The organism is Paraburkholderia hiiakae (genome assembly GCF_904848665.1).
Classification (GTDB): domain Bacteria; phylum Pseudomonadota; class Gammaproteobacteria; order Burkholderiales; family Burkholderiaceae; genus Paraburkholderia; species Paraburkholderia hiiakae.
Window position 1 is genome coordinate 232,382 of record NZ_CAJHCQ010000008.1, and the last position, 15,252, is coordinate 247,633.

Here is a 15,252-nt window from a genome sequence, read left to right on the forward strand (position 1 = left end):
CATCAAGCTTTCGCGCGAGCGCCGGACAACAAGGATCCTGGCTCATGCATCCCATGCTCAACATCGCTGTCAAGGCCGCGCGCCGCGCCGGACAGATCATCAACCGCGCGTCGCTCGACCTCGATCTCGTGCAGGTCGCGAAGAAGCAGCACAACGATTTCGTCACGGAAGTCGACAAGGCGGCCGAAGCCGCCATCATCGAAACGCTCAAGATGGCCTACCCCGACCACGCCATCCTCGCTGAGGAATCGGGCCAGTCGGAGAACGAATCCGAGTACCAGTGGATCATCGATCCGCTCGACGGCACCACCAACTTCATCCACGGCTTCCAGTACTACTGCGTCTCGATCGCGCTCGCGCATAAGGGCATTGTCACGCAGGCCGTCATCTATGATCCGACGCGCAACGATCTCTTCACCGCCTCGCGCGGCCGTGGCGCGTTCCTGAACGACCGCCGCATCCGCGTGGGCCGCCGCGACCGTCTCGCCGACGGCCTGATCGGCACCGGCTTCCCGTTCCGCGAAAAGAACGGCCTCGACAGCTATTGCGAACTGTTCGCCGAAATGACCAACGCGTGCGCCGGCCTGCGCCGCCCGGGCGCGGCCGCGCTCGATCTGGCCAACGTCGCCGCCGGCCGTATGGACGGCTTCTTCGAGCAGGGTCTCAATCCCTGGGACGTCGCCGCGGGTGGCCTGCTCGTAACGGAAGCCGGCGGTCTGATCGGCAACTACACGGGCGACTCGGACTTCCTGCACGTGGGCGAAGTCGTCGCGGGCAACCCGAAGATCTACGCGCAAATGGTGCCGATCCTCTCGAAATACACGCGCGTCAACAAGGCAGCGTAAGCGCCCATGCGCGTCGCGGTGCACGCCTTGTTCCACCGCGACGCGTGCAGAGCGCGCGCCAGGTCAGGTCTCGCCCACGCATGCGCATCGAGCGGCTTCGGCCGCTTTTTTGTTTCGCCGGTCGCCCTGCTGCAAGAGGACCACGCACGCATCCGATGAAAAAAGGCTTCTACACGATCATCGCCGCGCAGTTCGTGTCGTCGCTCGCCGACAACGCGCTCCTCATCGCGGCGATCGCGCTGCTCACCGTGATTGCTTCGCCCGCCTGGGTGACGCCGCTCCTGCAGATCTTCTTCACGATCTCCTACGTACTGCTCGCGCCTTTCGTCGGCGCATTCGCCGATGCCCTGCAAAAGCGCCACGTGATGTTCGTCTCGAACGCGCTCAAGGCGTGCGGCTGCCTGCTGATGATCGCGGGCGCGCATCCGATGATCGCGTATGGCGTGGTCGGCTTCGGCGCGGCCGCGTACTCGCCTGCAAAGTATGGAATCCTGACGGAATTGCTGCCGGCCGAAAAGCTCATCGCCGCCAATGCATGGCTCGAATCGGCCACGGTGCTTTCCACCATCGTCGGCACGATGATGGGCGGCGCGCTCGTTTCGACCTATGCGGAGCGTTTCGTCACGCGCCATCCGATGCCGCTCATCCATTCGGCCGCCGACCTCGCGATGCTCGCCGTGATGATCACGTATGTGTTCGCCGCGATGATCAACATCGGCATTCCCGACACGCTCGCGCGCTATGAAAACCGGCTCAGGGAGCCGGCGCGGCTCATGGGCGATTTCGCGCATAGTTTCAACGTGCTCTGGACCGACAAGCTCGCGCAGATCGCGCTCTGGGTCACGACCCTGATGTGGGGCGCGGCGGTCACGCTGCAACTGCTCGTGCTCAAGTGGGCCGACACGAATCTCGGACTCACGCTCTCGAAAGCCGCCGTGATGCAGGGCGTGACGGGACTCGGCATCGCGCTCGGCGCGGGCGCGGCAGCCGCGTGGGTGTCGTTGCGCGCCTCGCTGCGCGTGCTGCCCGTGGGCGTGCTGTGCGGCGCGGTGGCGATCGGCATGGCGTTTTACAGCAAGGGCCTTTTTCCACAAGGCGTTGGCGTGCGCTTCGGTGCGTTCATCGTGCCCTTCTATCTGCTTTTCGCGTATCCGCTGATGGTGCTGCTCGGCGTGCTCGCCGGTTTTTTCATCGTGCCGATGAACGCCCTGCTCCAGCATCGCGGCGCGACGCTGCTTTCGGCGGGCCACTCGATCGCGGTGCAGAATTTCAACCAGAATCTCGCGGTACTGCTCATGCTCGGCGCGTATGCGGTGCTGCTCACCGCGAAGGTGCCCGTGCAGTGGATCATCGTCGTGTTCGGCGTGTTCGTTTCCACGATGATCTGGCTCGCCATGCGGCACAGTGCGGCAAACACGCGCACGGTGGACCTGCAGGCGCTAGTCGACGAATGATGGGAGCGACTGCGGGAGCACCTGTGATGGCGCTAGCCGAAAGGCTGGCTTTACATGCAATCGGCGCGCGTTAAACTCACGCCCTGAACCCCTAGCAAGACACCGAGGATGGCTACACACACCGCCGGCGCAGCCGATATCGCGCAACACACACCCATGATGCAGCAGTACCTGCGCATCAAGGCCGACCATCCGGGCACGCTCGTGTTCTACCGCATGGGCGACTTCTACGAGCTCTTCTTCGAAGACGCCGAGAAGGCCGCGCGCCTGCTCGACCTCACGCTCACGCAGCGCGGCGCGTCGGCGGGCAATCCGATCAAGATGGCGGGCGTGCCGCATCACGCGGTCGAGCAATATCTCGCCAAGCTCGTGAAGCTGGGCGAGTCGGTGGCGATCTGCGAGCAGATCGGCGACCCGGCCACGTCGAAGGGCCCGGTCGAGCGCAAGGTCGTGCGCGTGGTGACGCCTGGCACGCTGACAGACGCCGCCCTGCTCTCCGACAAGAACGACGTCTACCTGATGGCAGTTTGCCCCGGCCACAACCGCCGCGGCGTGACCGTCAACGTCGGGCTCGCGTGGCTCAATCTCGCCAGCGGCGCGCTGCGCCTCGCGGAAGTCGCGCCGGAACAGGTCGCCACGGCGTTCGAGCGCATTCGGCCCGCGGAAATTCTCGTCGCGGAAATGCCTGCGGAAACCGCCGCCTGGGCACCGCCCGCCGGAACGGGCGCGCTCACGCGGGTGCCCGCCTGGCACTTCGACGTCAGCTCGGGCAAGCAGCGGCTGTGCGATCAACTCGACGTGGCGAGCCTCGACGGCTTTGGCGCGCAAACGCTCACGAGCGCGTGCGGCGCGGCGGGCGCACTGCTGCTCTATGCGGCGGCCACCCAGGGCCAGCAACTGCACCACGTGCGCAGCCTGAAGGTCGAAGCCGAATCGGAATACATCGGGCTCGATCCGGCCACGCGCCGCAACCTCGAACTCACGGAAACGCTTCGCGGCACCGAATCGCCCACGCTCTGCTCGCTGCTCGACACGTGCAGTACCGCCATGGGCAGCCGCTTGCTGCGTCACTGGCTCCATCACCCGCCGCGCGATGCCGCGATCGCACAAATGCGCCAGCAGGCCATCGGCGCGCTGCTCGAGGCGCCGCCGCAAGCAAGCGTCGATACGCTGCGCAGCGGCTTGCGCCAGATCGCTGACGTCGAGCGCATCACCGGGCGGCTCGCGCTGCTTTCCGCGCGCCCCCGCGATCTGTCGAGCCTGCGCGATACCTTCGCCGCGCTGCCCGCGCTGCGCGAACAGGTCGCAGCCGCAAGCGGCGCGGCCACATCGCTCGCGCACATCGCCGAGGCGCTCGAACCGCCCGCGGAGTGCGCGGCGCTCCTGCAGCGCGCGGTCGCGCCGGAACCGGCCGCCATGGTGCGCGACGGCGGCGTAATCGCGCGCGGCTACGACGCGGACCTCGACGAACTGCGCGACATCTCCGAGAACTGCGGCCAGTTCCTGCTCGAGCTCGAAGCACGCGAGCGCACGCGCACCGGCATCGGTAACCTGCGCGTCGAGTACAACAAGGTGCATGGCTTCTATATCGAGGTCACACGCGGCCAGACCGACAAGGTTCCCGACGACTATCGCCGACGTCAAACGCTCAAGAACGCCGAGCGCTACATCACGCCGGAACTCAAGACTTTCGAGGACAAAGCGCTCTCGGCGCAGGAACGCGCGCTTTCGCGCGAAAAGGCGCTCTACGACGCGCTGCTGCAATCGCTGCTGCCGTTCATTCCCGATTGCCAGCGCGTGGCCGCCGCGCTCGCTGAACTCGACCTGCTGGCCGCGTTCGCCGAACGCGCCCGCGCGCTCGACTGGAATGCGCCCACGTTCACGCAAGCGCCCGGCATCGAGATCGAGCAAGGCCGACATCCCGTGGTCGAAGCACAGGTCGAGCAGTTCATCGCCAACGACTGCCTGCTTTCTGCCGAGCGCAAGCTGCTGCTCATCACTGGCCCGAACATGGGCGGTAAATCGACGTTCATGCGGCAGACCGCGCTCATCGCGCTGCTCGCCTACGTGGGCAGTTACGTACCGGCCAGGCACGCACGCTTCGGGCCGATCGACCGCATCTTCACGCGCATCGGCGCCGCCGACGACCTCGCGGGCGGCCGCTCAACCTTCATGGTCGAGATGACCGAAGCCGCTGCCATTCTCAACGACGCCACGCCGCAAAGCCTCGTGCTGATGGACGAGATCGGGCGCGGCACGTCGACGTTCGACGGCCTCGCGCTCGCGTGGGCCATCGCGCGGCATTTGCTCGCGCACAACGGTTGCCATACGCTCTTCGCCACGCATTATTTCGAGCTCACGCAACTGCCGGCGGAATTCGCACAGGCGGCGAACGTGCATCTTTCAGCCGTGGAGCACGGTCACGGCATCGTCTTCCTGCATGCGGTGCAGGAAGGGCCGGCGAACCAGAGCTACGGCCTGCAAGTCGCGCAGCTCGCGGGTGTGCCGACCGCCGTGATCCGCGCCGCGCGCAAGCATCTCGTGCATCTGGAGCAGCAATCGGCGGGACAGCCCACGCCGCAGCTCGACCTGTTCGCGGCGCCCGCCACTGACTACGATGACGAAGCACCGTTCGTGGAGGATCGCGCCGCGCCGGCCGTGGAGGCAGATCTGGGCGCGTCGCTCGTCGCACAGCGGCTGCGCGAACTCGATCCGAACGAACTGCGCCCGCGCGACGCGCTCGACCTGTTGTACGAACTGCATGAGTTGGCCACAGCGCCGGACGCCAAACGTTGAGCGTCGCCTCGCGACGCCGCCGCGGCCACCGCAACCGCCGGGCCGCGGCAGTCCCCGTTCGCGCTATCTGAAAATTATGCGACGTGCGTCATGCGCGTTGATGCTGGCGTCGTCGCTGGGTTCGCCGCTCGCGGCGTTCGCACAGTCGCCGCGCTATGCCTTCGCGGTCGTGGCGAACGCGCTCACCTCGCAGCCCGAGGAAGCGTCGGCGCAGCGGCTCATCGACGCCATCGGGCGCGATCCGCAAATCGCCTTCATCGTCTACGACGGCAATCTCAAAGGCGCACACGAAACCTGTGCCGACCATCTCTACGAGCGGCGTCACGATATTCTCGATGCGTCACGTGCGCCGCTCGTGTTTGTGCCCGGGGAACGCGACTGGGTCACCTGCGGCATGAGCGGCACGGGGGCCTACGATCCCGCTGAGCGACTCGATTTCCTGCGTCAGAACTTCTTCTCCGAACCGAACGCGTTCGGCCAAACCCCCTTGACACTCACGCGCGAGAGCGAAAGTTCGCGCTTCCGGCCGTATCGTGAAAACGTGCGCTGGCAACTCGGCGACACCGTGTTCATCGGGCTGAACGTGCCGGATGGGAACAATCACTATCTCAATGCAGGCGGGCGCAATGGCGAGTTCGAAGACCGCGTGATCGCCAACGGCTTCTGGCTCGAACATGCGGCCGAGTATGCGAAGCGCCGCAACGCGCGCGCAATCGTCATCTTCATGCAGGGCAACGCGATGCCCGAGCATTACGAGCGGCCCGACCGCTTCGCGTGGCTGCGCTTTCACCGGGCCCCGCGTGACGGCTATCTCGAGTTGCGCCGCAGCCTCGTGAAGCTCGCCGAGATTTTCCGTGGCCAGATCATCATCGTGAATGCGGACGATTCGAAGCTCGCGCACGGCTTCACGATCGATCAGCCGCTGCGAAACGACAAGGGAGCAAGGATAGAGAACGTCACGCGCATCGCGTTCTCCCTGCGCGATCCGCTTACGCAGTGGCTGCAGGTGGATGCCGACACGGCGCGCCGTACGCCGCTGCGCGTGAGCGTGCGCGATGTCCCGAAACATCTGCCGCTGCTGCCCGCACCGTCGTCGAACCAGCCAGGCGTCGGACCGTCGCCCGCGATGCCGGAAATGCCCGAAGTGTCGTCGATGCCGGATGTGACCGAAATTCCCGGCATGCCGCAATCGCCCGACGTTGCGCCGGTGACGCCGGGCGCATCGGGAGCCGCCGTGCCGCGAGGCTTGCCGCCCGCTGAAAACGGCGTGCCAATGCCAGCGTGGCCCGCGCAGGGCGGCCAGAATGGACTAAACGGTATGAATGGGCAGAAAGGCCCGGAAGGTGGGAATAGCGGGGGCGGCGACCCGCTGCAGCCACCCGGCGCACCGGCGTCGGGCGGCTTCGCGCATTGATCAGCGATTAGTGCAGGGTGGGTTTCGAGGCGCCTTCGTCGCCGTCGTCTTCTTCGTCTTCGTCGATGACTTCGAGGCCATCCGCGCCATGCGCGTGCTCGTGTTCGATTTCGTCTTCGGTGGCTACGCGCACTTCCTTGACCGTGAGCGCGAAACGCAGCGCCATGCCCGCAAGGGGATGGTTGCCGTCGAGCACGACCTTGTCTTCCGCGACGTCCGTGACCGTATAGACGAGCGTGTCGAGATCTTCGTCGCCTTCTTCAGGCGTGCCTTCGAACTGCATGCCGACTTCGAGCGGCTCAGGAAAGCGGTTGCGCGGCTCGATCTTCACGAGATCGGGATCGTATTCCCCGAAGGCATCCTGCGGCTCAAGCTGGACCTGGGTCTCGAAGCCCGGCTCCTGGCCGTCCAGCACTTCCTCGATCTTGGGGAACGTGCCATCATAGCCGCCGTGCAGATAGACCATCGGCTCGTCGCTTTCCTCAATCAGATTGCCCTGCGCATCCGATAGCTTGTAAGCGACCGACACGACGGTGTCCTTTGCAATTTTCATTCGTTCCTCCAGATTACAGACCACATTATACGATGCCGAAGCGGTCCCCAGACCACCCGGTGGACGCGCGCACGCAGCGCGCCTCCCTCCCCCTGGCATGCCCCGCGCCCGATGTTGCCACGCCGCTTCTGGGCGGCCTGACTCCGGCGCAGTTCATGCGCAAATACTGGCAGAAAAAGCCCCTCTTGATCCGCCAGGCGATTCCCGAGATCGAAGCGCCACTCTCGCGCGACGAACTCTTCGCGCTCGCAGACAGCGACGATGTCGAGTCGCGTCTCATCACACATTTTCGCCGCCGCTGGGCGCTCGAACACGGTCCTTTCTCGCCGGACGAACTGCCCACGCCGAAGACCCGCCAGTGGACGCTGCTCGTACAAGGCGCCGACCTGCACGACGACCGCGCGCGCGCCCTCCTCGAGCGCTTTCGTTTCGCACCCGATGCGCGGCTCGACGACCTCATGATCTCGTACGCATCGGACGGCGGCGGCGTGGGCCCGCACTTCGATTCGTATGATGTCTTCCTGCTGCAGGTTCACGGCAAGCGCCGCTGGCGCATTGGCGCGCAGCGCGACCTGTCGCTGCAGGAAGGTTTGCCGCTCAAGATTCTCGCGAACTTCGAACCTGAAGAAGAGTGGGTGCTGGAACCAGGCGACATGCTGTACCTGCCGCCGCATATCGCGCACGACGGCATCGCCGAGGGCGAATGCATGACGTGTTCGATCGGCTTTCGTTCTCCTTCCACGAATGAATTGACGAGCCAGTTTCTTTACTGGCTCGCCGAGCGCGGCGCAAATGACGACAACGGCAAGCCCGCGCTCTACCGCGACCCCCACCAGCCGGCCGTGGCGCGTCCCGCACAGCTTCCCCCGGCACTCGTAGAGCGTGTTGGCGGCGTGCTTGCTAAAGTGCGCTGGAACGACGCCGATGTCTCCTCGTTCGTCGGCTCCTGGCTGTCCGAACCGAAAGCTAATGTGGTGTTCGACGCCCCCGAAAAACCGCTCGACGAAGCCCGTTTCGTTGCGCGCGCGGCAAAAGATGGGATAACACTCGACCGCAGGACAATCCTGCTTTACGATTCGCGGTCGTATTACCTGAACGGGGAACAGTACTTGCTCAAAGAGGCAAGAAAGTGGCTGCCGGCACTGGCCGACAGGCGCTCTATGGACGGGAAACGCTTTGTAACACTCTCACACGATTCGTGTGTGACAGCGTTGCTACACGAGTGGTATCGTGCGGGCTGGATTCGGACCGGGGTGCTTGCCTAAGCGCTTCGGACTGTTATACCGTACTAAAATAGTGCTTGTATGAGAAAGACAACGTATTGTCCCCGGATTTGTCGACGGTCGATACGAAAGTGCCTATAATTTCCGGCCAGGCCGTAGGGAAGATTCACGCTCTTGCAGTGCGTCTCCACCAGCGGCTCAGGTCGGTGTTGGGGCACATTTACCGGTATTATTTTGCGCTGTTGCTTACCTTTAACCATAAAAGGACGTGATCATGAAGAAATCCCTCCTCGTAGCATCCCTGCTGGCAGCTGTTGCACTGGCTGCGTGCAACAAGAGCAGCGACCAAGCTGCTGCGCCGGCTAGCGATGCTGCTGCTGCTTCGGCACCGGCTGCTGCTGCTTCGGATTCCGCAGCTGCTGCTTCGGGCGCTGCTGCTGCTGCGAGCGACGCTGCTGCTTCGGCTACCGCCGCTGCTTCGGACGCTGGCGCTGCTGCTTCGGACGCAGGCGCTTCGGCTCCGGCTGCTGCTTCGGGCGCAAGCCAGTAAGTTGCGTTCGCGCGACGCTCACCGGAGGCCTCGGTCTCGGTGGGCATCGCAGCGAACCGTCGTACGGTCTGGTGCTTGCGCCAAACGCGCGTCAGACATACGGCGGGCAAGCAAAAAAGCCACGAACTCGCGTTCGTGGCTTTTTTGTTATGCGCTGCGCATGAGGCTTAACCTGCCTCGCCCTGCTCCCCTGCCTCCTCGTTTTTCTCTTCGAAGAACGCCTGCACCACTTCGATCTCCCGCGTCCGCTTGAACGGCGGAAGACTTTGCCAGATGCGTCGACCGTACGGCTTGTCGACGAGACGGGTGTCGCAAATCATCAACACGCCGCGGTCGGTTTCCGCGCGAATCAGCCGCCCCGCGCCCTGCTTGAGCGTAATCACCGCCTGCGGGAGCTGGTGGACCGCGAACGGGCTCAGACCTTTCTTCGCCAGCGCGTCGAGGCGCGCCGCCAGTACCGGATCGTCGGGCGGGGCGAACGGCAACTTGTCGATGACCACCAGCGAGAGCGCATCGCCGCGCACGTCCACACCTTCCCAGAAGCTCTGGCTGCCCACGAGAATCGCATTGCCATAGGCGCGAAAACGCTCGAGCAGCTCCGTGCGGCTCGCGTCGCCCTGCACGAGTAGCGGCGTATTCCAGCCGCGCGCCTCGATCGTGTCGCGCAGCTTCTGGGCGATGCGGTCGACGGCACGCAACGTCGTGCATAGCATGAAGACACCGCCGCCCGACGCCTCGATCGCCGGCAACGCCGCATCGAACACGGCGTCGGTGAACTGCGGCGACGACGGCTGCGGCATGTTGCGCGGCACGTAAAGCAGACCTTGCGTGGGGTAGTCGAACGGGCTCGGCAACGTCATCGAGCGGCGCGAACTCAAGCCCATCTGCGCCGCGTAATGCGTGAAGTCGCCGCGTACAGAAAGCGTCGCCGATGTGAAGACCCACGTGCGCGGCACCCCGGCGCGCTGCTTCGCGAAGATCGGCGCCACGGAGAGCGGGGTTTCGTGCAACTGCACCGTGTGCGAGAATACCTCGACCCAGCGGACTTTCTCGTCCGCGTCGTCCGCAGCGTGAGCGCTTTCGTCTTGCCCATCCGCATCGGCTTTGCGTGTTTCGTGCGCTGACGCGCCGCTCTGCGGGACAGTCCAGCCCGCGAGGACGCCCTGGAGTTCGCGCGCGCGGCGCAAGCAAGCTCCGATCGATTCGGCGCGCTCGGCCTGACCCGCGAGCGCCGTCGCAAGTGCGCTCAGTTCGGTCTGCAGCGCGTCGAGCGCGTCGAAGAGCGGATGATCCTCGGGCAACTGCGTGATCGACAGCCGCAGCGAATCTTCCTTGAACGCAAGCCTCACGTCGCGCGCGGCGCGCTCCAGCGCCGCACCGAGCTTGACCCACTCCACGGCGTCGCGCGCATGGCTCAGACCTTCGGCCACGCAATCGCGCGCGAGTTCGAGGAACTGCGCAGTCGAGAGCGTTTCGCCGAAAAAGAGCGTAGCCGTTTCGGGCAGCTGGTGCGCTTCGTCGAAGATGATCGTATTCGCGCTCGGCAGCAGTTCGGCCATGCCGGTGTCGCGCAGCATGATGTCGGCGAAGAACAGGTGGTGATTCACCACCACGATATCGGCCTGCTGCGCCTCGCGGCGCGCCTGCATCACGAAGCAGTCCTTGTAATGCGGACACTCCTGGCCAAGACAGTTGTCGCGCGTCGATGTGACCATCGACCACACGGCCGCCGTCTCGGGCACGCTCGCGAGCTCGGCCTTGTCGCCCGAGCGCGTGATCTTCGCGAAGCGCACGATTTCCTGCAGATACGCGGTTTCCTGGCGCGACGGCAGCCGGCCGTTGTCAGCCGTGCGCTGCAGGTAGTAGTGGCACAGATAGTTGGCGCGGCCCTTGAGCATCGCGACGCTCACGGGCACCGCGAGGGCGTCGCGCACCGTGGGGATGTCGCGCGCGAAGAGCTGGTCTTGCAGATGCTTCGTGCCCGTCGAGACGACCACCTTACCGCCCCACAGCATGGCCGGCACGAGGTACGCATAGGTCTTGCCGGTGCCCGTGCCCGCCTCGACGATCAGCGTGTTGTCGCCGTTCTCGGCGGCGGCGTGCGCCGCTTCCTCGGCGCGCGGCTGCGCCGGCGCGCCGCGCTCGACCCGCCGCGCCGGGCGCGACTGGAGTTCGAACATCGCGGGTTCGGGTTGGGATTGCGCGGCGGCTTCCATCGCGGCCGCGACCGCGCGCGCCATTTCGATCTGTGCCGCGCGCGGGCGATAGCCGTCGATTTCGCGAGCAAGCAAGCCGTCGGCCGCGAAGAGCTCCTCGAGTTCGGCGGAGCGGCGAGCGCTCAACATGGGTGCAGCGGGTGTTTGCGTCGCACGCGCGTCGGCCTCCGGCGCGCCGACTTCGCGCGCGGGCCGGGAACGGGAAACGGTCGTTGAATTCAAGGCAAGCGGTTCCTGCTCGGTCCAGAAGGGCGCGACCCGCCGACTGCCGCGCCCCGGCGCCTGCCAGGACCCGGGATCAGGCGTGCCCGTCCGAAGTCTTCGTTGAATCGGGGTCCAGCTGCAGTTGCAGCAGGAGGATGTTGTCCTTGACCTTGAGCTTGCGCTTCTTCAGCCTCTGCAGTTCGAGATCGTCATAGTCCGGGGTATCGGACATCCTGTCTATCAGGCGGTCCAGATCGCCATGTTCCGATTCCAGTTGCAGAATGCGGTCACGAAGGACCTCGGTCTTGACTTCACGATGCTCGCGCATGCTCGCCTCCTCGACATATGCGGCGCGCGCTTGCGAAGGACGACGCGCCTGAGGTTGCAGTCCGGCTGAAAAAGCGTGCTACTGGTCCTGCTGTTCTTCCTGCTGCTGCTTTTGCTGTTGCTGCTGCTGTTCGTCTTGTTGCTGCTTTTGCTGCGCCTTCTCGGCCGCCTGTTTCTGACGCTCTTCGACATCGGCCTTATGCTTCGCCGCGTCTTCCTGCTTCTGCTGGTAGCGCTGCGCCTTGTCGGCGCGCTCCTGAGCCTTTTGTTCGCCCTGGCGGCGCGCTTCTTCCAGCTGGTTCTGGTACTGCTTCTGATCGTACGCCGCCTGGTTCGCGTCGCGCTGCGACTGCTCGCCCTGGCGCTGCGCCTGGGCCAGTGCATGCTGCCGCTGCTTTTCCTGATACGCCTGCTCGTTCGCCGCACGCTGTGGCGCCTCGGCCTGGCGCTGCGCCTGATCGAGCGCGTGTTGCTGCTGCTTCTGTTCGTACGCCTGTGCACTTGCCGCTTCGTTGGCGGCGCGCTGCGGCGCATTGGCTTCGTCCTGCGCGCGCTGCAATGCGGCCTGCTGGTCGCGCTGCTGCGCATGCGCGGCGCGTTTTTCTTCGTCGAGCGCCAGTTGCTCGCGGCGGATATCCGCCTGCACGACACGCATCTTGTCGCGCGCCTTGCCGATGCAATGATTCACGAAAAACGTGCTGTAGCAGTTGTGCTGCGCGACTGCATACTGATAGTCGTTCTCCGCGCTACGACGGTCCAGCACCTGTTGCCGCGCGTCGAAATCGCTCTGCTGCGACGCCGGCGTGCCAGCGACCCCAGCCGCATCAGACGCTGCGAGCGGCGCGTTGCCCGAAGCCGCCGGCTGCATCACCGGCGCTGTTGCCGCACCTTGCTGCTGCAGCGGCCCCGATACCCCAACCGCCTGCGCGAGGGCCGGAACGCTCGCACCAAGGCTCAACGCGACAGCACAAATTGCCCCAAGAGCGGGGAACCGCCGAGTGACGCCAACAGGCGCGCGAAACAGGGCAAGGGGCAAATCGGGGGAGAAGCGGAAGGTCGTCAACGTCTTCTGTGGGCAGCGGAACATGGCTGAAATTCTAACACCGCCCGGGTTGAGCGCTCGGCCATTTATGGCAAAATGCCCGGCTCCACCGGCCGGCGGGCGCACCCGGCAACGTGCCTTTTTGCACACGGGGCGCTCCGGGCGCTCGAGCCCGCACCGGCCGCCGGACCGCAAACCGATCCTCGCAGGAATATCCAGACCCTATGACGGAAACCGTAGCACTCAAGATCGTCCAGCGTATCGCCACTGAACTGAGCGTGCAGCCGCGCCAGGTCGCAGCCGCCGTGCAGCTTCTCGACGAAGGCTCGACCGTTCCGTTCATCGCCCGTTACCGCAAGGAAGTCACGGGCAATCTCGACGATACGCAACTGCGTACGCTCGAAGAGCGCCTGCTCTATTTGCGCGAACTCGAAGACCGCCGCGCGACGATCCTCGCGAGCATCGAGGAACAAGGCAAGCTCACCGATGAGCTGCGTACCGCCATCGAAGCCGCCGACAGCAAGCAGGTCCTCGAAGACCTCTATCTGCCCTACAAGCCCAAGCGCCGCACGCGCGCGCAGATCGCACGCGAAGCCGGCCTGCAGCCGCTCGCCGACGCGCTGCTCGCGAACCCGCTGCTCGACCCGCAAGCGGAAGCCGCAAAGTACGTGGACGCCGAGAAGGCCGTCGCGGACGTGAAAGCCGCGCTCGACGGCGCGCGCGACATCCTCTCCGAGCAGTTCGGCGAAACGGCCGAACTGCTGGGCAAGCTGCGCGACTGGCTGTTCAACCAGGGCGTGGTGATGTCGAGCGTTGTCGACGGCAAGGAAAACGAGGAAGGCGAGAAGTTCCGCGACTACTACGACTACTCCGAGACCATCAAGACCGTGCCGTCGCATCGTGCGCTCGCGCTGTTCCGCGGCCGCAACGCCGGCGTGCTAATGGTCAAGCTCGGCCTGGGCGGTGAACAGGACGCACAAGTGCCGCATCCGGGCGAAGGGATGATCGCGCGCCACTTCGGCATTGCGAATCAGAACCGTCCGGCTGACAAATGGCTCTCCGACGTGTGCCGCTGGTGCTGGCGCGTGAAAGTGCAGCCGCATATTGAAAACGAGCTGCTCACGAACCTGCGTGAGCAGGCCGAAAACGAAGCGATCCGCGTGTTCGCGCGCAATCTCAAGGATCTGCTGCTTGCGGCGCCCGCCGGCCCCAAGGCCGTGATCGGCCTCGATCCGGGCCTGCGCACGGGCGTGAAGGTCGCCGTGGTCGACCGCACAGGCAAGCTGCTCGCCACCGACACGATCTACCCGCACGAGCCGCGCCGCGACTGGGACGGCTCGCTCGCGAAGCTCGCGCGCATCGCCGCGCAGACGCAAGCGGAACTCATCAGCATCGGCAACGGCACGGCTTCGCGTGAAACCGACAAGCTCGCGAGCGAGCTGATCTCGAAGCATCCCGAACTCAAGCTGCAGAAGATCGTGGTCTCCGAAGCCGGGGCGTCGGTTTATTCGGCATCCGAACTGGCTGCGAAGGAATTCCCCGAACTCGACGTTTCGCTGCGCGGCGCCGTCTCGATCGCGCGCCGCCTGCAGGACCCGCTCGCCGAACTCGTGAAGATCGAGCCGAAGGCGATTGGGGTGGGCCAGTACCAGCACGACGTGAACCAGCGCGAACTCGCGCGCTCGCTCGACGCTGTCGTCGAGGACTGCGTGAACGCCGTGGGCGTCGATGCGAACACGGCTTCGATCGCCCTGCTCGCTCGCGTGTCGGGCCTGAACCCGACCCTTGCGCGCAATATCGTCGATTACCGCGATGCGAACGGCCCCTTCCCTTCGCGCGAGCATCTGAAAAAAGTGCCGCGTCTTGGCGACAAGACGTTCGAGCAAGCCGCGGGCTTCCTGCGCATCAACGGCGGCGACAATCCGCTCGATCGCTCGTCGGTGCACCCGGAAGCGTACCCCGTCGTCGAGCGCATGCTTGCGAAGATCAAGCGCACGATCGGCGATGTGCTCGGCAGCCGCGAAGCGCTTTCGGGCCTCGCGCCCACCGAGTTCGTGGATGAACGTTTCGGTCTGCCGACGGTGCGCGACATCCTGAGCGAACTGGAGAAGCCGGGCCGTGATCCGCGCCCCGAGTTTAAGACGGCGACGTTCCGCGATGGCGTCGAGAAAGTGTCCGACCTCGTGCCGGGCATGCTGCTCGAAGGCGTGGTGACGAACGTGGCAGCGTTCGGCGCGTTCATCGATGTGGGCGTGCATCAGGACGGACTCGTGCACGTCTCGGCCATGTCGACGAAGTTCATCAAGGACCCGCACGAAGTCGTCAAGGCCGGCCAGGTCGTGAAGGTAAAGGTGCTCGACGTCGACGTGAAGCGTCAGCGCATCGCCCTCACGATGCGTCTGGACGACGACCCCGCGAGTGCGAGCGCCTCGCGCAGTGGCGGCGGCGCGGGCCAGTCGGGCAATCGCGATAACCGCGGCGGCGGCAATCGCGATAATCGCGGCGCCCAGCGTTCGCGCGATGCGGAACCGGCCGGCGCGATGGCGGCGGCATTCGCGAAGCTCAAGCAACGCTGATGTCCGAATGACGCAAACGTGGATCGCAACGGCTCACGTTGCGTGCGCAACA

At 65.2% G+C, this 15,252-nt stretch carries 11 protein-coding genes; 7 read left to right on the plus strand and 4 right to left on the minus strand.

Annotation, left to right across the window (positions count from 1 at the left end):
* The first annotated feature begins 44 nt into the window (after nucleotides 1–44).
* From JMY28_RS17705 to JMY28_RS17720, 4 genes are all read left to right on the plus strand, one after another.
* Nucleotides 45–845, plus strand: coding sequence for an inositol monophosphatase family protein (locus JMY28_RS17705; protein WP_201697207.1), 801 nt, complete (start codon nucleotides 45–47; stop codon nucleotides 843–845).
* A gap of 155 nt (nucleotides 846–1,000) precedes the next feature.
* On the plus strand, nucleotides 1,001–2,299 hold the full coding sequence (lplT, locus tag JMY28_RS17710) for a lysophospholipid transporter LplT (RefSeq protein WP_201697208.1): 1,299 nt from the start codon (nucleotides 1,001–1,003) through the stop codon (nucleotides 2,297–2,299).
* A gap of 108 nt (nucleotides 2,300–2,407) precedes the next feature.
* Nucleotides 2,408–5,095, plus strand: a complete 2,688-nt coding sequence (mutS, locus tag JMY28_RS17715) for a DNA mismatch repair protein MutS (protein WP_201697209.1) — start codon at nucleotides 2,408–2,410, stop codon at nucleotides 5,093–5,095.
* 100 nt (nucleotides 5,096–5,195) lie between these two features.
* Nucleotides 5,196–6,509: a hypothetical protein gene (locus JMY28_RS17720; RefSeq protein ID WP_201697210.1), complete on the plus strand. Its 1,314-nt coding sequence runs from the start codon at nucleotides 5,196–5,198 to the stop codon at nucleotides 6,507–6,509.
* 7 nt (nucleotides 6,510–6,516) lie between these two features.
* Here JMY28_RS17720 and JMY28_RS17725 read toward each other — a convergent pair whose 3' ends face one another.
* Nucleotides 6,517–7,062, minus strand: a complete 546-nt coding sequence (locus JMY28_RS17725; RefSeq protein ID WP_201697211.1) for an FKBP-type peptidyl-prolyl cis-trans isomerase — start codon at nucleotides 7,060–7,062, stop codon at nucleotides 6,517–6,519.
* 32 nt (nucleotides 7,063–7,094) lie between these two features.
* Between JMY28_RS17725 and JMY28_RS17730 the strand changes: the two genes are divergently transcribed.
* The gene (locus tag JMY28_RS17730) at nucleotides 7,095–8,327 is read left to right on the plus strand and encodes a ribosomal protein uL16 3-hydroxylase (protein ID WP_201697212.1); all 1,233 of its coding nucleotides are present in this window, start codon (nucleotides 7,095–7,097) and stop codon (nucleotides 8,325–8,327) included.
* A 232-nt stretch (nucleotides 8,328–8,559) separates the two neighbouring features.
* Nucleotides 8,560–8,835, plus strand: a complete 276-nt coding sequence (locus JMY28_RS17735; RefSeq protein ID WP_081771656.1) for a hypothetical protein — start codon at nucleotides 8,560–8,562, stop codon at nucleotides 8,833–8,835.
* A gap of 167 nt (nucleotides 8,836–9,002) precedes the next feature.
* Here the strand turns inward: JMY28_RS17735 and JMY28_RS17740 are convergent, their stop codons facing one another.
* The 3 genes from JMY28_RS17740 to JMY28_RS38945 all read right to left on the minus strand — a co-directional run bounded on the left by JMY28_RS17740 (nucleotide 9,003) and on the right by JMY28_RS38945 (nucleotide 12,669).
* On the minus strand, nucleotides 9,003–11,273 hold the full coding sequence (locus JMY28_RS17740; protein WP_236596907.1) for an ATP-dependent DNA helicase: 2,271 nt from the start codon (nucleotides 11,271–11,273) through the stop codon (nucleotides 9,003–9,005).
* A 76-nt stretch (nucleotides 11,274–11,349) separates the two neighbouring features.
* On the minus strand, nucleotides 11,350–11,583 hold the full coding sequence (locus JMY28_RS17745; RefSeq protein ID WP_028204122.1) for a DUF465 domain-containing protein: 234 nt from the start codon (nucleotides 11,581–11,583) through the stop codon (nucleotides 11,350–11,352).
* Between the two features lie 78 nt (nucleotides 11,584–11,661).
* Nucleotides 11,662–12,669, minus strand: coding sequence for a colicin transporter (locus tag JMY28_RS38945; protein ID WP_407945513.1), 1,008 nt, complete (start codon nucleotides 12,667–12,669; stop codon nucleotides 11,662–11,664).
* Nucleotides 12,670–12,848: 179 nt separating this feature from the next.
* Between JMY28_RS38945 and JMY28_RS17755 the strand changes: the two genes are divergently transcribed.
* A complete protein-coding gene (locus JMY28_RS17755) occupies nucleotides 12,849–15,200 on the plus strand; it encodes a Tex family protein (protein WP_201697214.1) in 2,352 nt (783 codons plus the stop codon).
* Nucleotides 15,201–15,252: the final 52 nt, after the last annotated feature.